Origin of the sequence: Bradyrhizobium sp. LTSP849 (assembly GCF_000938255.1) — a bacterium.
In the GTDB taxonomy this organism is placed as follows: domain Bacteria; phylum Pseudomonadota; class Alphaproteobacteria; order Rhizobiales; family Xanthobacteraceae; genus Bradyrhizobium.
The window spans coordinates 94,686-111,980 of record NZ_JYMR01000038.1 but is presented as its reverse complement, the minus strand read 5'-3'; the positions used below and the strand labels follow the sequence as shown (position 1 = coordinate 111,980).

Sequence of the window (17,295 nt, the reverse complement as noted above, 5' to 3'; positions counted from 1 at the left end):
AGGATTTTGAGATGGAGATCGATCTCCCCGACGTGATTGCGGAAGTCAAAGCCGCGTTCGATCGCTATGAGCAAGCGCTGATCACCAACGACGTCGCCGTGCTCGGCGAGCTCTTCCGCAACGATCCCCGCACGCTGCGCTACGGCATTGGCGAGAACCTCTATGGCTATGAGGCGATCTCGGGCTTCCGGGCCGGCCGCTCGCCGGTGGGCCTCAATCGCCGCACCGCCAAGACCGTGATCACCAGCTACGGGCGCGATGCGGCCGTGGCCTCCACTCTGTTCTATCGCGACACGGCTCCGGGCAGGGTCGGCCGGCAGATGCAGACCTGGATTCGCTTCCCGGAGGGCTGGCGCGTCGTCGCCGCCCATGTCAGCATCATCGACGAGTCGAAAGAGACCTGATCGTATGACGCTTGACGATCTTCCGCAGGGAACACTGCCGGCCGAGCCGGTGGTGCCGCGCGTCGACCGCGCACTGCCGTCAGTGCAGAAGGTCACGCGCGCCGAGGAACTGCGTCTTCAGCTTGCGGACGAGATCGTGCGGGGCGCCCTGGCCCCCGGCGCGCCGCTCGACGAGACTGACATTGCGCGGCGCTTCAATGTGTCGCGCACACCGGTGCGCGAGGCGCTGCGCCAGCTCGTCGCGAGCGGCCTGGTCGAATCGCGCGCCCATCGCGGCGCAGTGGTGGCGCAGCCCTCATTCGAGCGGCTGACGAGCATGTTCGAGGCGATGGCGGAGCTCGAGGCGATGTGCGCCGGCCTCGCTGCCGAGCGCATGACCGCCACTGAACGCCACGGCCTGGAAGCAGTCCACGAAGAGCTGCGGGTGCTGAGCTACGCCGGCAATCCCGATCGCTTCCATGAGGTCAACGAGCGCTTCCATAACGCAATCTATGCCGGCTCGCAGAACGGCTACATCGCCGAGATCACGCTCGCGACCCGCGTGCGGGTGCAGCCGTTTCGCCGCGCCCAGTTCCGCAATCTCGGCCGTCTCGCCAAATCGCAAGCCGAGCACGACCGCGTCGTCGTCGCCATCATGCGCGGCGACAAGCTGGGCGCAGCGGCCGCGATGCGCGCGCATATCGAGCTGGTGCGCGGGGAATATGAGATCTACGCGGTGTCGGTGTAGGCGCGCACTCGGTGCCGTAGGGTGGGCAAAGGCGCAAAGCGCCGTGCCCACCATCTCTCCGCGACGATGTTGGAATTGGTGGGCACGCTTCGCTTTGCCCACCCTACGGTACCTATGTCGTCGCGGCTTCCTTCATATACGCGCGCCAACCGCCATAGTCGGTAATGTCGTGGGCTTCGCCCAGCACCTCCGGTTCGACGAGAAACCCCTTCACGCTTCTGCCGTCGGCGAGCTTCACAGTGCCGATCGCCATCGGCGCAGGAATCGCATTGACGAACTTGCCGAACGCCGACGACGACAGCGACCAGATCTCGAGCTCGATCGACGCGCCTTTGCCCGCTTCGACGCGCAGCATGCCGGGCTTCGGCGGTGTGGTCTGGAGCGCATAGAGCTTGTAGTCCGGCGCGGTCTTGGTCGCTTCGATTAGCTTCCCGTTCAGCGCCTTCAACTCGCCGTTCAGCGCCATGCCGGAGAGATGCGCGCCGACCACCGCGATCGGAATTTCGTCACTGCTGCTTGCCGGCAGAGGCGCGAGCGGCGCTTGCGCCACGCCTTTGGCGCCAACGGTTAGCTTCGTGTCCGAATGGAAAACTCGGCCGATGCTGGCAAGCAGCGCATCGTGCCCGGTCGGCGCCAGCAGCGTGATGCCGAATGGAATGCCGTCGGCGCGCATCGCAGCCGGTAGCGCGAGACCGCAGAGATCGAGCAGATTCACAAAGTTGGTATAAGTGCCGAGCCGGCTGTTGAGCTCGATCGGATTGGCCAGCACCTGCGCGGTCGTATACGCCGTCGGCGCCGTCGGCAGTACCAGCACATCGATATTGGTAAAGGTACGTTCGACGATCTTGCGCAGACCTTGCAAGCGGTAGAGCGCGGAGAAGGTTTCCGCCGCTGTCAGCCGCGCGCCGGCCGCCGTGATCTCGCGCGTCACCGGATGGATCGAGTCCGGTGCGGACGCGAGCAGATTGCGGATCACGAGATAGCGTTCCGCAACCCACGGGCCCTCATAGAGCAGCCGCGCCGTCTCGTAGAACGGCTCGAGATCGAACTCGACCAGCTCAGCGCCAAGCGCGGTCCAGCGCTTCAGCGCCTCGCCGTACGCCGCTTCCGATTTCTTGTCGCCGAAGAAGATCAACTGCCCGTTGCGTGGCACGCCGAGGCGGATTTTCGCGGGGAACGGCGTGATCGCGCCGAGCGGCCGGTCGCGCGAGAATGGATCGGCCTGGTCGGGGCCGGCCATCACGGATAGCGCGAGTGTTGCGTCGTCGACCGTCAAAGCGAACACCGAGATGCAGTCGAGCGTGCGGCAGGCCGGCACGAGGCCCGCGGTCGAGATCATACCGAGGCTCGGCTTCAGCCCGACGATGTTGTTGAGCATTGCGGGCACACGGCCGCTGCCTGCGGTGTCGGTGCCGAGCGACAGTGGCACGAGCCCTGCTCCAACCGCCGTCGCCGAACCCGAGCTCGAGCCACCAGGAATGAGATCCTCGCGGAGCGAATTCTTGGGAATGCCGTAAGGCGAACGCACGCCGACGAGGCCGGTTGCGAACTGGTCGAGATTGGTCTTGCCGATGATGATGGCGCCGGCGGCGCGAAGGCGTTGCACCGCGGTCGAGTCGTGTGCCGGCGTGTACGAGAAGGCTGGGCAGGCTGCCGTGGTCGGAAAGCCGAGTGCGTCGATATTGTCCTTCACCGCGACCGGCACGCCGTAGAGCGGCAGGCTTGCTGCATCCGCACGCGAGGCGAGCTTTTCGGCTTCCGCGATGGCATCCTTCTCGTCGCGCAGGCTGATGAATACGGCGGGATCGTTATGGTCGCGGATGCGCCGATAGGTTCGCGCGACGGTCTGCGCCGGCGTGACCGTGCCCGCGCGATGCGCGGCCACAATCGCGGCGATCGTTTCAGGCTGCTCAGCCCCCATTTCAGCCTTCATGGCGACAAAACTCCGGCAACTTGTCCTCACCCGGTTTGAAGCAAGCGATGTGCCATTGTGTACAGAAACCGGGCAGGGCGGATGCCTCGGATATTATCGTGGGATCAGTGGCTTGGGGGATATTTCGGTGATCTAGGGGGCCGTCGGGCCAGCGCCCCATAACGGGCATCTGCATAAATCATGGGCAGTCGGGATCAGGTGAAGCCAGCGAGGATCTGAAGCAACCGCTCCCTGTTCGCCTTGCCGATCTTCGCCTCGACATGCCGCTCGTGCTCGTCAGCGAGCCGCTTGAACTTCGCCAGCGCCGTCTCGCCCTGCGCGGTGAGGTGCAGCGCATGCGAGCGCCGGTCCGTCTTCGACTTGATCCGCTTCACGAGTTTGCGCTGCTCCAGGCTGTCGAGCAGATGCACCAGCCGGGCGCGCTCGATGCCGAGGCGCTTGGCCACTGCCATCTGCGAAAGGCCGGGATTGGCGCCGATCACCGTCAGCACCGAATATTGCGTCGGCCGGATGTCGACGTCGCCCAGCGTCTTGATGAAGTCCTGGAAGATCCAGATCTGGAAGCGCCGCACCGCGTAGCCGGCGTGCCCGACCAGTGCGTCGAGCCCGATCTCGTCCGCATCGTGTTGCCGCTCCGCGCCGTTGGTGGTGCGCTTGCGCGGGGGAGTTCGGGCTGCGGTGGCTGTCACGTCGCGTCTCCTGCCATGTGATCCTTGTAGCCGCTTCATCGGCCGGACGGAAGATTGTTGTTGACGACAACAATTGTCCCGCCCAACATTATGACCAAAGCAGTCCGGAACGAGGCTGCGGTCGATCCGGACGTCCGGGCGAGGAGGAAACCGATGACAACCGCCGCACGCGGTGGCGCTGCAAGCCTGTTCGCAACGCCAAAGACCGTCGCCGAGCATCGCGCCGATGGCAGCATCGTGTTGCGCTCGCCCGAACCCTTGCGCGACAGCGCACGTTGCGTCGGCGATTGGCTGGAGCAATGGGCGCGGCAGGCGCCGGACAAAATCTTCCTTGCCGAGCGCGGCAATGCCGAAGCGCCATGGACCATTGTCACCTACGCGCAGGCGCTGCGGCAGGTGCGCGCGGCGGCATCGTGGATCCTGGCGCAAGGCCTCAGTGCCGAGCGTCCGCTCGTCATCCTCTCCGACAACAGCATCGACCATGCGCTGCTCGCGCTCGCCGCCCAGCATGTCGGCGTGCCCTCGGCCGCGATCTCGCCGGCTTATTCGCTGATGTCCAGGGATTTCGACAAGCTGAAAAGCATGATCGTGCTGCTTGAGCCGGGCGCAATCTACGTCTCCGCGAGCAAGCCATTTGCGGCAGCGCTGGCCGCGATCAAGCCGCTGCACGGGGCGCAGATCATCAGCGGCAACGGCGAGGACGCCGACGCGCTGGCGTTCCGCACGATCGCAGCAACGGCCGAAACTCCCGGCGTCGCGAAAGCCTTCGCCACGGTGACGCCGGACACGATTGCAAAATTCCTGTTCACCTCGGGCTCGACCGGCACGCCGAAAGCCGTGATCAACACCCAGCGCATGCTGACCTCGAGCCAGCAAGCCAAGGCGCAGACGTGGACCTTCCTCGATCAGGCTCGCGACGATCTCGTCATTCTCGACTGGCTGCCCTGGAGCCACACATTTGGCGCCAACCACAATTTCAACCTCGTGCTGCGCAACGGCGGCTCGCTCTATATCGACGGCGGCAAGCCTGCGCCCGGCCTGTTTGCGACCTCGCTCGCAAACCTCAAAAGCGTGATGCCGACAGTCTATTTCAACGTGCCGCGCGGCTTCGACATGCTGATCGCGGCGCTGCGCGGCGACGAGGAATTGCGCCGCCGCTTCTTCGGCGAGGTAAGGTTCGCCTTCTATGCCGGCGCCGCGCTGCCGCAGAATCTCTGGGATGCGCTCGAGCAGTTGTCCGTCGATACTGTCGGCCGCGCGCTGCCGATGGTCTCGGCCTGGGGCTCGACCGAGACCTCGCCGCTGGCAACCGACTGCCATTTCCTTGCCGAACGCTCCGGCAATATCGGCGTGCCCATCCCCGGTACTGAACTGAAGCTCGTCAGTTCCGGTGACAAGCTGGAGGTGCGCGTGCGCGGCCCCAACGTTACGCCCGGTTATTGGAAGGCGCCGGAACTGACCAAGCAGGCCTTTGACGAAGAGGGTTTCTACCTCATCGGTGATGCCGTGAAATTCGCCGATGTCGGGCGGCCCGAGCGCGGCCTGTTCTTCGACGGCCGCGTCGCCGAGGATTTCAAGCTCAATTCCGGCACTTGGGTCAGCGTCGGCACGCTGCGCGTCGCCGGCATTACCGCTCTCGCACCGCTTGCGCAGGACATCGTCGTGGCCGGCCATGGCAGCGACGAGGTGCGCTTCCTGGTATTCCCGAACATCGCGGCGTGCCGCGCCCTTGCCGGTCTGCCCGAGACGGCTGATGTGACGGATGTGCTAGGTCACGACAAGGTTCGGACCGCGATCGCGCAGGGCCTCGCGAAATTGAAGCAGCAGGGCGCCAATTCCTCCGGCCACCCGACGCGTGCGCTGTTGCTTGCCGAACCGCCCTCGGTCGACGGCGGCGAGATCACTGACAAGGGCTACATCAATCAGCGCGCCGTACTGACGCGACGTGCGGATGCGGTGCTGCGGTTGAATGATGATACGTCGAGCGAGTGGGTCGGTCTGTAGCCGATCGCGTTGTTAGGCCAGCACTTCTGCCGTATTGCCGCACTCTGATTCTTTTGTTGCTTAAGCAACTAATTTATGCGAACCGTTCCGGACAAGGATGACGGCGGGGGAACCGCCGCGTTTGATCGTGGAGGGAACAATGCTCGGCAGGACTAGTGCCGCGGGCAAGTGCCGGCGCGCGCCAGAGAACGACAGAGGATCGTGCCCAACGCGCGATCCGTCAGGTGTCGGTGCCGCCCGTCACCGCGCCGAGATTTTCGTGCAGCCGGCGCAGCAGATCGATCAGCACCTCGCGCTCGTCCTTGCTCAGGCACGACAACAGCCGCCGCTCGCGTTCGAAGGCCGCGACGATCACCTTGTCATGGGTGGCGCGGCCGCGCGCCGTCAGCGAGATCGAATGGGTGCGGCCGTCGTTCGGATCGGTGCGGATCGAGACCTGCCCGCGCTTCTCCAGACCGGCAAGCGTGCGGCTCACCGGGCCTTTGTCGAAGCCGATGACGTGGCAAATGCGCGAGGCCGGGATGCCAGGCTCGATCGCCAGCAGCGACATGATCCGCCATTCCGTGACGTTGACGCCGAACTGCCGCTGATAGAACGCGGTCGCGCTGTTCGAGAGCTTGTTGGCGATAAAGGTGATGAAGGCCGGGACGTAGCGATCGAGATCGAGCGTCGGTCCCGTCTCAGCGGTCGCAGGCTTTTGGCGGGATCTGGTCGAAGGCGGCATATCGGGCTTCTTCATCGCGGCGTGCCCGAAGACCTAAGGGCAAGCGCTGCCCTTTCACAAGATCAAAATGAGGGAGGACTTCAATGAGTGCACCCGGCTCCCCTGTCACCGGCGTCCCGCATCTGGACGTCGATCCCTTCGCGATGAATTTCTTTGCCGATCCCTATCCGACGCATGAGTTGCTGCGCGAGGCGGGGCCGGTGGTCTATCTCGACAAATGGAACGTCTATGGTGTGGCGCGTCATGCCGAAGTGCATGCTGTGCTGAACGACCCCGCGACCTTCTGCTCCAGCCGCGGCGTCGGCCTCAGTGACTTCAAGAAGGAGACGCCGTGGCGGCCCCCGAGCCTGATCCTGGAGGCCGATCCACCCGAGCACGCACGCACCCGCGCCGTGCTGTCAAAGGTGCTGTCGCCGACCGTGATGAAGCAGTTGCGCGACCGTTTTGCCGCGGCGGCGGAGGAGCGGGTCGATGTGCTGCTGGAGAAGCGCAGCTTCGACGCGATCACGGATCTCGCCGAAGCCTATCCGCTGTCGATCTTCCCCGATGCACTCGGGCTGAAGTCGGAGGGTCGCGATCACCTCATTCCCTATGCGAGCCTGGTGTTCAACGCCTTCGGCCCGCCGAACGAGTTGCGCCAGGAAGCGATTGCGCGCTCGGCGCCGCACCAGGCCTATGTCACCGCGCAGTGCCAGCGCGATCATCTCACGCCCGGCGGCATCGGCGCCTGCATCCATGCCCATGTCGACGAGGGTGCGATTACAGCCGCTGAGGCGCCGCTATTGGTGCGCTCGCTGCTCTCCGCCGGCCTAGATACTACCGTCAATGGCATCGGTGCGGCCGTCTATTGCCTCGCGCGCTTCCCGGAGCAGTGGCAACGCTTGCGCAACGATCTCACCCTGGCGCGCAACGCTTTCGAGGAAGCGGTGCGGTTCGAAAGCCCGGTGCAGACCTTCTTCCGCACCACGACGCGTGATGTCGAACTCTCCGGCGCGACCATCGGCGAGGGCGAAAAGGTGCTGATGTTCCTTGCCGCAGCCAATCGCGATCCGCGCAGGTGGGACAAGCCCGACAGCTACGACATCACCCGCCGCACCTCCGGCCATGTCGGCTACGGCTCCGGCATCCATATGTGCGTCGGCCAGCTCGTGGCGCGACTTGAAGGCGAGACGATGCTCACAGCATTGGCGCGCCGTGTCGCGAAGATCGAGATCACGGGTGAGCCGAAGCGCCGCTTCAACAACACGCTGCGCGGGCTCGATAGCCTGCCGGTCGCCGTCACGCCGGCTTAAGGGGATATCATGAAACATCTGAAGTGGACGCTCGCATTGGCCGCAAGCCTCGTGAGCGGTGCGGCGAGCGCCGAAATCTCGGACAATGTCGTGCGGGTCGGCGTGCTCAACGACATCTCCGGCATCTTCCAGGACACCAATGGAATGGGCTCGGTCGAAGCCGCGCGCATGGCGGCGGAAGACTTCAACGGTGGCGGCAAGGGTATCAAGGTCGAAATCGTCTATGCCGACCATCAGAACAAGGCCGATGTCGGCAATGCCATCGCGCGCAAATGGCTCGATGTCGAGGGCGTCGACGCCATCGTCGACGTCCCGAATTCGGCGGTAGGCCTCTCCATCAACACGCTTCTGCGCGATAGCCGCATGACGTTCCTGGCATCGTCGACGGCCAGCTCCGATCTCACCGGCAAGGCCTGCTCGCCCAATACCATTCAATGGGTCAACGACGCCTGGGCGACCGGCAACACGACCGCCGCGGCGATGATGTCGCGCGGCGGCAAGGACTGGTATTTCCTCACGGTCGATTATGCGCTGGGCAAGGGCATCGAGGCGGAGGCGCAGAAGTACATCGAGGGGCATGGCGGCAAGGTGCTCGGCTCCAGCAAACATCCGCTCGGCACCTCCGATTTCGCCTCGTTCCTGTTGCAGGCGCAGGGCTCGAAAGCGCAGGTGATCGGCCTCGCGAATGCGGGCGGCGACACCATCAACGCGGTGAAGCAGGCGGCCGAGTTCGGCATCCAGCAGGGCGGGCAAAAGCTCGTCGCCTTCCTGCTCTTCATCAATGACGTCGACGGCATGGGTATCAAGGTCGCGCAAGGTCTCCAGCTCATGGAGGCCTTCTACTGGGACATGAACGATGACACCCGTGCGTTTGCCAAGCGATTTGCCGCGCGGCCAGGCATGAACGGCAAGATGCCGAGCGGCAACCAGGCCGGCGTCTATGCTTCGACGCTCGCCTTTCTCAACGCGGTGGCCACGACCGGCAGCGACAACGCGAAGGACGTCGTGCCCGAGATGAAGAAGTTCAAAGGCAAGGACAAATTGTTCGGCGACACCGCAATCCGCCAGGACGGCCGCGTCGTGCATCCGATGTATCTGTTCGAGGTGAAGAAGCCGGAGGAGTCGAAATATCCGTACGACTATTACAAGCTGGTTTCGACGATTCCGGCTGATCAAGCGTTTCGGCCGTTGGCGGAGGGTGGGTGTGCGTTGGTGAAATAGCGCAGTCTCGTGCCCCGGACGCAGTGCGGCGCGTAGCGCTGCGCTGCAGAGCCGGGGCCCGCAATTCTGGGTCCCGGCTCTGCGTCGCGTCATTTCATGCCGCGCCGCGTCCGGGAAACGAGAGGAGACTCACCCCACCACCTTGCTGCTTCCCTGCGTGATCAGCCGCGCGGCGCGCTGGTTGCGGCCGTAGATCCAGAGCCAGCTCAGGGCGACGCTGAGACGGTGGCGCAGACCGATCAGGAAGTAGATGTGGGCGATGCCCCAGATCCACCACGCGATCGTGCCGCGCAGCTTGATGCGACCGAAGTCGATCACTGCGAGGCGCTTGCCGATCTGCGCGAGGCTGCCGGAGTGTTTGTAGCGGAACGGGCCTGTCGGCTCTCCCCGCAGGCGGGCCTTGATGGTCTCGGCGACATGCCGGCCCTGCTGCTTGGCAGCGGGCGCGATGCCGGGCACCGGCTTGCCATCCCAGGCATTGATCAGGACGGTGTCACCGACCGCAAAGATCTCGGGATGGCCGGGGATGGTGAGATCGGCCTCGACCTGCACGCGTCCGGCGCGATCCGCCGGCGCGCCCAGCCACTCGGCGGCGGGCGAGGCGCGCACGCCGGCGGCCCAGATCATGGTCTTCGCGTTCAGCCGCTGTCCACCATAGACAACGCCGTCGCGGTCGATCTCGGTGACGGCCTGGCCGAGCACGACCTCGACGCCGATCTTCTCGAGAGAGGCTTGCGCATAGGCAGAGAGATCGTCGGCAAAGCCCGCGAGCACGCGCGGTCCCGCCTCGATCAGCACCACGCGCGCCTTGGTCGTGTCGATGTTGCGGAAATCGTCCGGCAGGGTGTCATGCGCCATCTCGGCGATGGTGCCGGCAAGCTCAACACCAGTCGGCCCGGCGCCGACGATGACGAAGGTCATCCGCGCCGCGCGCTTGGCCGCATCGGTCTCGCGCTCGGCGCGCTCGAACGCCACCAGGATGTGGCGGCGCAGGGTGGTCGCATCCTCCAGCGTCTTCAGGCCGGGCGCGAACTGCTCCCATTCGTCATGGCCGAAATAGGCGTGCCGTGCGCCGGTCGCGAGCACCAGCGTGTCGTACGGCACCTCGCTGCCGTCATCGAGCAGCACCGCGCGCCTGTCGGCATCGACGCCGCTCACCGTCGCAAACAGTGTCGTCACCTCGCGCCGGTCGCGCATGAGATGGCGGACCGGCCAGGCGATCTCGCTGGTTGCAAGCGAAGCGGTCGCCACCTGGTAGAGCAGCGGCTGGAACAGATGGTGGTTGCGGCGGTCGATCAGCGTGATCGCGACCGGGCTGCCGGCGAGCCAGTGGGTCGTCTCCAGCCCGCCGAAGCCGGCCCCGACGATAACGACGCGATGGGGAGTTGCGGCCATGGTGCATCCTCAAATCTCGCTGCTTCGCTCTATCATTTAAGTGCCGATTAAGGCGCCGCAGTCCAATAGCCGTCATCAATCGTGAAATAGGCGAGGCGTATCGTACGCCCCGCGAAAAAGCGCCGCAGGCTTCGTCGAAGTGAGTAGAATTATATTTCTTGCTATCCCCGATTGGGGCGAAATATGGTGCAGGGGCGGGCGCTGAGCCATTGGCGGCTCGACAGATTTTGCGCTCTATAGAGATAGACAGAGATAGACCCGGGACAGCGATCACCTCGTTCCCGGGGTCAATAAATGAGGAGGGGAGTGGTTATGAGGACAGCATTCTGGCTGGCGGGCGCGGCTGCACTTGCGCTGGCAAGCCCGGCGTTCGCCGGCGACACCATCAAGATCGGTTTCGTCTCGACCTTCAGCGGCCCGACCGCCGTGATCGGCAACGACATGCGCAACTCGTTCGAGCTCGCGCTCGACCACATGGGCCGCAAGATGGACGGCAAGCCGGTCGAGGTGATCTACGAGGACGACGGACAGAAGCCGGACGTCGGCAAGCAGAAGACCGAGAAGCTGGTGCAGTCAGACAAGGTCGACTTCATCGTCGGCTATATATGGTCCAACGTGCTTTTGGCCTCGCTGAAGACCGCGGTTGACTCGCAGACCTTCCTGATCTCGGCCAATGCCGGCCCGTCGCAGATCGCCGGCGATCTCTGTTCGCCCTACGTGTTCTCGACCTCCTGGCAGAACGACCAGACGCCGGCCGCGATGGGCCTCTACATGAACCAGAAGGGCGTCAAGAGCGTCTTCCTGATCGGCCCGAACTACGCCGCCGGCAAGGACATGCTCGCGGGCGTCAAGAGCACGTTCAAGGGCGAGATCAAGGGCGAGGAATACACGGTGTGGCCGAGCCAGCTCGACTTCTCCGCCGAACTCTCCAAGGCGCGCGCATCCGGCGCGGAGTCGATCTTCGTGTTCTATCCCGGTGCCGCCGGCGTGCAGTTCCTCAATCAATATGCGCAGGCCGGCCTGAAGAGCACGATGCCGCTTTATACGGCGTTCACCGTCGACGAGCTGTCGCTGCCGCTCCAGAAGGAGAACGCGCTCGGCGTCCCCGGCGCGCAGGAATGGGTCAACGACCTCCCCAACGAGCAGAACAAGCGCTTCGTCGCCGACTATCGCAAGAAGTACACCGGGCTCCGCCCGACCTATTACGGCGCGCAAGCCTATGACGCGGCCCAGCTCATCAACAGCGCGGTGGTCGCGGTGAAGGGCGACACCAGCAAGAAGGACGCGATGAAGGCCGAAATGGAAAAGGCCAACATCAAGTCGCTGCGCGGCCCCTTCAAGTTCGGCAACAACCACATCCCGGTGCAGAGCTTCTACCTCCAGGACGTGGTCAAGGACGACGAAGGCCAGCTCGCGTTGAAGACGGTCGCGACGATCGTTGAGAACGACCAGGATCGCTTTCACGACAAGTGCACGATGAAGTGAGCTGATTGCCACGATGCATGCTGCCCCTTCTCTCCTTGCGGGAGAAGGTGGCGCGAAGCGCCGGATGAGGGGTTGGCTCCGCGAACTCTCTGCGAGAGGTGTGTACGCGGAGAGAGACCCCTCACCCGTCTCGCCGCTTCGCGGCGAGCCACCCTCTCCCACAGGGGGAGAGGGATAGAGCCTACACCCGCGGCATGCTCACCGGCCTTACCTCACGCGATTGCGCCGCGAGCCTGATGCCGGCATTGGCCGCGCCGAATCCCTGATAGCTCCTCCGCTCGACGATCTCGAAGAAGAACCGCTCATCGAAAATATGGGTGTAGACCTGGAAGAACTCGCCGTCGCCCTCGCGGTCGTAGAGGATGTGGTTGGCGCGCAGTTGCGCCATCAGTTCGGGAGCCAGGTCGTACTTGGCTTCGATGTCGTCATAGTAATTGTCGGGGATATCCAGAAAGTCCGCACCACGCGCGCGCATCGCCGCGACCGTCGCGAAAATATCTTCGCACGAGAACGCGATGTGCTGCACGCCTGAGCCGAAAAACTCCGAAATGAAGCGCGCCGGCAGCGTGCGGTTGGCGGAGGAGCCGTTGAGCACGAAACGCAGGCTCTGGTCGCCGTTGATCACGGCCTGGCTCTGCACCAGACCCCTGGGGTCGGCGATCTCCATCTGCGGCAGGCGCGTCAGGTCGAGGATGCCGGTGTAGAACAACAGCCAGGACAGCATCTCGTCATAGGGCATCGACTGCGCGATATGATCGACGGCGAGCAGCGCGTCCGCGCCAGCGTCGCTCGCGAGGGGCTCGAAATCCGTGTCCCAGTTCTTGCCGGCCTGGTCGAGGAAATACAGCAAGCTACCGCCGACGCCGTGGATCGCCGGGATTTCCAGCTCGCCCGGCCCGACCGACTGATAGAAGGTGCGCGTCTTCAGGGCCTCGGCCCGCTGCATGGCGAGGCCGGCATTGTCGACATCGAGCGCGATCGCGCAGACGCCTGGGCCGTGCGTGACGTAATGCGAATGCGCGAAGCCGTCGGTCTCGCAATTGATCACGAGCTCAATCCTGCCCTGCGACCAGCGCTCCACCGCCTTGCTGCGGTGCTTGCCGCTTCTGCGGAATCCGAGTTGCGCGAACAGGTGCGCGAGCTCGCTCGCCTTGGTCTCGTTGACGGCGAACTCGATGAAGCCGGTGCCGCCGCTCTTGGCCTTCGGCGCCAGCGGCTCGCCGACGAGTTTTGGCCAATCTGGCGCGAGTTGGTCCTGCAACAGGATCAGCGAGCGCAGGCCGTCGACCGCGGTCTGCGCGGACGAGCCGGCGCGGAACTGGTCGTTGAAAATCTCCAACGATAGCGGTCCGGCATAGCCGGTCGCCGCAATCGCCTGCATGAATTCGCCGACCGGCAGATCGCCCTGGCCAGGGAAGGAGCGGAAGTGCCGGCTCCACGACAGGATGTCGAGCTCGAGCTTTGGCGCATCGGCAAGCTGCACCAGAAAGATCTTGTTGCCGGGTATCGAGGCCATCGCGCGGACCGGGAACCCCGGGGCGAGCGCGTGAAAACTGTCGAGGATGACGCCGATCGCCGAATGATCGGCGCGCCGCACGATCTCCCAGGCGTCGCGGTAGTCGTTGACATGCCGTCCCCAGGCCAGCGCCTCATAACCGACGCGCAAGTTACGTTTGGCCGCGCGGTCGCCGAGCTCGCGAAAGTCGTCTGCAGCGCGGTCGATGCCGCCGAGCGAGTGAGGTGAGACATTGGAGCAGATCAGCAGCAGGTCGGTGCCGAGCTCCTGCATCAAATCGAACTTCCGCTCGGCGCGGGCGAAGTTGCGCGAACGCTGCGGCTCGGGCATGCCCTCGAAATCGCGGAACGGCTGGAACGCGCAAATCTCGAGATTGAGATCGCGGCAGAGCTTTGCGATGTCGCGCGGGCCTGCGCCGAACGACAGCAGATCGTTCTCGAAGATCTCGACTGCCGCGAATCCGGCGGATGCGATGGCGCGCAACTTTTCGTCGAGAGCCCCCGAAAGGGAAACGGTCGCGATCGAGTGCTTGTTCATGCCGCACTCTCCTCCATGGCGCCACCGAGGAACAATTGCCCGATGCGCGGATCATTCAGAATACGCTCAGCTTTGTCGAACATGCGGGTCTGACCGAGCTCGAGCACGATGCCGAAATCGGAGATCTCAAGCGCCGAGCGCGCGTTCTGCTCGATCATCAGAATGGTGACGCCGCGGTCACGCAGGGATTTGAGAATGTCGAATGTCTGTTGCACCATCAGTGGCGACAGGCCGATCGATGGCTCGTCGATCAGCACCAGTTTCGGCTCGAGCAGCAGCGAGCGGGCGATCTCGAGTTGCTTCTGCTCGCCGCCCGAGAGTGTCGATGCCTGCTGCGCCGATTTGCGCCGCAGCACTGGAAACAAATCGAGCGCGGCCTCGATCCGCGTCGGTAGGTCGATGTCCTTTCCGGCGGCGACGCCGCCAAGCTCGATATTGTGACGGACCGACAGCTCGGGAAAGATGTTGCGGCCCTGCGGCACGTAGCAGATGCCGGCATTGAGCAGCGCGCGCTGGCTCAAGTTCGTGACGTCGCGGCCCGCAAAGCTGATCTTGCCCTCGCGCAGCTTCAACAGGCCGAAGATCGCCTTGAACACGGTGGACTTGCCGGCGCCGTTCGGGCCGATGATGGTGGTGATCGTGGCCTGCGGCACGGCGAAGGTCGTGCCGTTCAGAATCGTCATCTTGCCGTAGCCGCCGACGAGATTGTGAACCGAGAGGATCGCGTCGCTCATGGCTCGCTCCCTAATGTCCAAGATAGGCTTCGATCACGGCGGGGTTCTTGCGGACCTCGTCCGGCCGCCCCATCGCCAGCACCTTGCCTTCGGCCATCACCATCACGCGCGAGCACAGCGACATCACGAACTCCATGTTGTGCTCGATCACGACGAAGGTGGCGTTCTTCTCGCGGTTGATCGCGACCAGGCGCTCTTTCAGGTCCGACAGCATCGATGGATTGACGCCGCCGGCAGGCTCGTCGAGCAGCACCAGGCGAGGTCCACCCATGAAGGCCATGGCGGCGTCGAGCAGCTTCTGCTGTCCATAGGACAGGCCACCCGCGGGCTCGGCGGCGAGGTGATCGAGCTTGAAGAAGCCGATCATCTGGTTGGCGGTTTCCGTCAGCCCGGCATCGGAGCGGCCGACCAGGCGCGAGGCCATGTTGCCCTGATGCTCTTGCCCAGCGAGGATCAGGTTCTCGCGCACCGAGAGCTTTGGAAACACCTGCAAGAGCTGGAAGGTGCGGCTGACCCCGAGCTTGTTGAGCTCGGCCGGGCGCAGGCCCGTCACGACCTTGCCGTCGAGCTTGACCTCGCCGCCGGTCGGCGTGAGCTGGCCGAGGATGCAGTTGAACAGGGTCGACTTGCCGCAACCGTTCGGCCCGATCAGGCCGAGGATCTCGCCCTCGCGGACGTCGAAGGAGACGCCGTCGACCGCGGTGATGCCGCCAAAGCTCTTCTTGATGTCGGTGACCTCGAGGACCGCGCTCATTGCGCCGTCTCCAGCCGGGACTTTGCGACGGCGCGCAGTGCGGATGCGGCCTTGGTGCGGCGCTCGGCGAGATAGCGGTCGAGGATTCCCAGGATGCCTGTCGGCGACCAGATCAGGAGCAGCATCACCGCGACCGCGTAGAGCATCAGATAATACCCTTCCGTGAAGCGCAGCCATTCCGGCAGCAGCACTGCGATCATCGCCCCGAGGAACGGACCGAGGAAGAAGCCGGCACCACCGACGATCACCATCATCAGCAGGTCGAGCGAGAGCGACAGGTTGAACGGCACGGGATCGATATATTGCGTCAGCGGGGCATAGAGGGCGCCGGCGACGCCGCCGAGGGCCGAGCCGATCGCGAACGCCATCAGCGTGTAGCGCCTTGTGTCGACGCCGAGCGACTGTGCGCGCAGCGGATTTTCGCGCAGCGCCATGAAGGCGCGGCCCCAGGGTGAGCGGATCAGCCACCACACCGCCACTGACACGATCGCGAGCGATCCGAGGCAGACATAGTAGAACGGCAGCGGCTTGTTGGTCGGAATCCCAAAAAAGTGCGGCCGCGGAATGTTGGAGATGCCGTAAATGCCGCCGGTGAGCCAGCTCTCGTTGCGGAACACCAGGAAGGCCAGCGTCGAGAAGGCCAGCGTGACGAAGGCAAGGTAATGGTGCTGCACGCGTAGCGCGGGATAGCCGAGCACCCAGCCGACCGCGAAGCTCAAGATAATCGCGACCAGGATTGCGACAGGCAGCGGCCAGCCATGCGTGGTCATGATGGCCGCTGCATAAGCGCCGATGCCGACGAAGGCGCCTTGCGCCAGCGAGACCTGACCGGCATAGCCGAGCGTGAGGTTCAACCCCATCGCGGCAATCGTCATCACGGCCCACTGGCTCAGGATGAACAGGCCGTAGCGGTTGAAGTTCATGGGCACGATGATCAGGCCGGCAATGACGGCGAGCCCGAGCGCGATCTTCAGGGATTTGCCGAGACCACTCATACCGTGCGCTCCTCGGCGCGGCCGAGCAGGCCCTGCGGCCGGAACAGGATGACGAGGATCAGGAAGATCAGCGGCACCGCCGCGCGATACTGCGTCGAGACGTAGGATGCCGCGAGATTATCAAGTACGCCGATCAGCAGGCCGCCGGCGATTGCGCCGCGCACCTGGTTGAAGCCACCGACGATCGCCGCGATGAAAGCGGCCTGGCCCAGCACCTCGCCGGAGGAGAATTTTGCCAGATAGATCGGCGTGATCAGCAGTGAGGCCAGCGCCACCAGGAAGGCGTTGATCAGGAAGGTCAGCAAGATCATCCGCTCGACCGGCACGCCGATGATGCGCGCAACCGTCGGGTTTTGCGCCGCTGCCTGCATCTGGTGGCCGAGCGAGGTGCGGTTCAGCAGCGTGGTCAGACCGAGCACGGCGAGGATGGCGAGGGCGAGCACGCTGATGCTTTGCAGCGAGACAATATGGCCGAGGATCGAGATGTCGCCGGTCGGCACGATTGAGGGGAAAGGCGAGGCTTCGGCGCTGAAGAACTGCTTCACGGCTTCCTTGATGCCGATGGCGAGCGCCATCGTTGCGATCGCCAGCGGCAGCACACCATGGCGCATCATCGGATCGACCAGCAGCATCTTGAAGGCGAGGCCGAGCAGGATCATCGAGAGCAAAATGCCGAGAATGATCGCGAGCCAGAACGGCGCGCCGGCATGCATCGCTGCCAGCATCAGAAACGCCGGCAGCATCACGAACTCGCCTTGCGCAAAATTGATGGTCTGCGAGGTCTGCCACAGCAGCGTGAAGCCGACCGCGACCAGCGCATAGATCGCGCCAGTGGCAAGTCCCGCGACCAGAAGATCCAACAGATTGGACATTTTCCCCTCTTTC

At 64.3% G+C, this 17,295-nt stretch carries 15 protein-coding genes; 6 read left to right on the top strand and 9 right to left on the bottom strand.

Annotated features, from left to right (window positions below; translation table 11 throughout):
• The first annotated feature begins 11 nt into the window (after window positions 1–11).
• Both hpxZ and UB31_RS23055 read left to right on the top strand, forming a co-directional pair.
• Window positions 12–404 carry an oxalurate catabolism protein HpxZ gene (gene hpxZ / locus UB31_RS23060; protein ID WP_045012520.1) on the top strand — a complete coding sequence of 131 codons (393 nt, stop codon included), beginning with the start codon at window positions 12–14 and terminating at the stop codon, window positions 402–404.
• Between the two features lie 4 nt (window positions 405–408).
• Window positions 409–1,131, top strand: coding sequence for a GntR family transcriptional regulator (locus tag UB31_RS23055; protein ID WP_045005832.1), 723 nt, complete (start codon window positions 409–411; stop codon window positions 1,129–1,131).
• A gap of 112 nt (window positions 1,132–1,243) precedes the next feature.
• Here the strand turns inward: UB31_RS23055 and atzF are convergent, their stop codons facing one another.
• Both atzF and UB31_RS23045 read right to left on the bottom strand, forming a co-directional pair.
• Entirely contained in the window at window positions 1,244–3,052 is a 1,809-nt protein-coding gene (atzF, locus tag UB31_RS23050; RefSeq protein WP_156175517.1) for an allophanate hydrolase, read from the bottom strand.
• 206 nt (window positions 3,053–3,258) lie between these two features.
• Window positions 3,259–3,753: a MarR family winged helix-turn-helix transcriptional regulator gene (locus UB31_RS23045; RefSeq protein WP_045012518.1), complete on the bottom strand. Its 495-nt coding sequence runs from the start codon at window positions 3,751–3,753 to the stop codon at window positions 3,259–3,261.
• Between the two features lie 153 nt (window positions 3,754–3,906).
• Here UB31_RS23045 and UB31_RS23040 point away from each other — a divergent pair, with 153 nt between their 5' ends.
• Window positions 3,907–5,757, top strand: coding sequence for a feruloyl-CoA synthase (locus UB31_RS23040; protein ID WP_045012595.1), 1,851 nt, complete (start codon window positions 3,907–3,909; stop codon window positions 5,755–5,757).
• 220 nt (window positions 5,758–5,977) lie between these two features.
• Here UB31_RS23040 and UB31_RS23035 read toward each other — a convergent pair whose 3' ends face one another.
• Complete coding sequence (locus UB31_RS23035) at window positions 5,978–6,481, bottom strand: MarR family winged helix-turn-helix transcriptional regulator (RefSeq protein ID WP_045012517.1); 504 nt, start codon at window positions 6,479–6,481, stop codon at window positions 5,978–5,980.
• 83 nt (window positions 6,482–6,564) lie between these two features.
• On the opposite strand from UB31_RS23035, the gene UB31_RS23030 reads away from it, so the two are divergent.
• Window positions 6,565–7,773, top strand: coding sequence for a cytochrome P450 (locus UB31_RS23030; RefSeq protein WP_045012516.1), 1,209 nt, complete (start codon window positions 6,565–6,567; stop codon window positions 7,771–7,773).
• A gap of 9 nt (window positions 7,774–7,782) precedes the next feature.
• A complete protein-coding gene (locus UB31_RS23025) occupies window positions 7,783–8,994 on the top strand; it encodes an ABC transporter substrate-binding protein (RefSeq protein WP_045012515.1) in 1,212 nt (403 codons plus the stop codon).
• 129 nt (window positions 8,995–9,123) lie between these two features.
• Here UB31_RS23025 and UB31_RS23020 read toward each other — a convergent pair whose 3' ends face one another.
• The gene (locus UB31_RS23020) at window positions 9,124–10,389 is read right to left on the bottom strand and encodes an NAD(P)/FAD-dependent oxidoreductase (protein ID WP_045012514.1); all 1,266 of its coding nucleotides are present in this window, start codon (window positions 10,387–10,389) and stop codon (window positions 9,124–9,126) included.
• A gap of 312 nt (window positions 10,390–10,701) precedes the next feature.
• Here UB31_RS23020 and UB31_RS23015 point away from each other — a divergent pair, with 312 nt between their 5' ends.
• Window positions 10,702–11,874 carry an ABC transporter substrate-binding protein gene (locus UB31_RS23015; RefSeq protein ID WP_045012513.1) on the top strand — a complete coding sequence of 391 codons (1,173 nt, stop codon included), beginning with the start codon at window positions 10,702–10,704 and terminating at the stop codon, window positions 11,872–11,874.
• 181 nt (window positions 11,875–12,055) lie between these two features.
• Here UB31_RS23015 and UB31_RS23010 read toward each other — a convergent pair whose 3' ends face one another.
• From UB31_RS23010 to UB31_RS22990, 5 genes are read right to left on the bottom strand one after another with little or no spacing between them, the layout of a single operon-like run.
• Entirely contained in the window at window positions 12,056–13,927 is a 1,872-nt protein-coding gene (locus UB31_RS23010; protein ID WP_045012512.1) for a bifunctional sugar phosphate isomerase/epimerase/4-hydroxyphenylpyruvate dioxygenase family protein, read from the bottom strand.
• Window positions 13,924–14,661 carry an ABC transporter ATP-binding protein gene (locus UB31_RS23005; RefSeq protein ID WP_045012511.1) on the bottom strand — a complete coding sequence of 246 codons (738 nt, stop codon included), beginning with the start codon at window positions 14,659–14,661 and terminating at the stop codon, window positions 13,924–13,926. The genes UB31_RS23010 and UB31_RS23005 overlap by 4 nt, the downstream gene beginning before the upstream one ends.
• A gap of 10 nt (window positions 14,662–14,671) precedes the next feature.
• On the bottom strand, window positions 14,672–15,415 hold the full coding sequence (locus UB31_RS23000; protein ID WP_045012510.1) for an ABC transporter ATP-binding protein: 744 nt from the start codon (window positions 15,413–15,415) through the stop codon (window positions 14,672–14,674).
• Window positions 15,412–16,410, bottom strand: coding sequence for a branched-chain amino acid ABC transporter permease (locus tag UB31_RS22995; protein WP_045006046.1), 999 nt, complete (start codon window positions 16,408–16,410; stop codon window positions 15,412–15,414). The genes UB31_RS23000 and UB31_RS22995 overlap by 4 nt, the downstream gene beginning before the upstream one ends.
• Window positions 16,407–17,282, bottom strand: coding sequence for a branched-chain amino acid ABC transporter permease (locus UB31_RS22990; RefSeq protein ID WP_045006047.1), 876 nt, complete (start codon window positions 17,280–17,282; stop codon window positions 16,407–16,409). Before UB31_RS22990 ends, UB31_RS22995 begins: the two co-directional genes overlap by 4 nt.
• Between the last annotated feature and the right edge of the window lie 13 nt (window positions 17,283–17,295).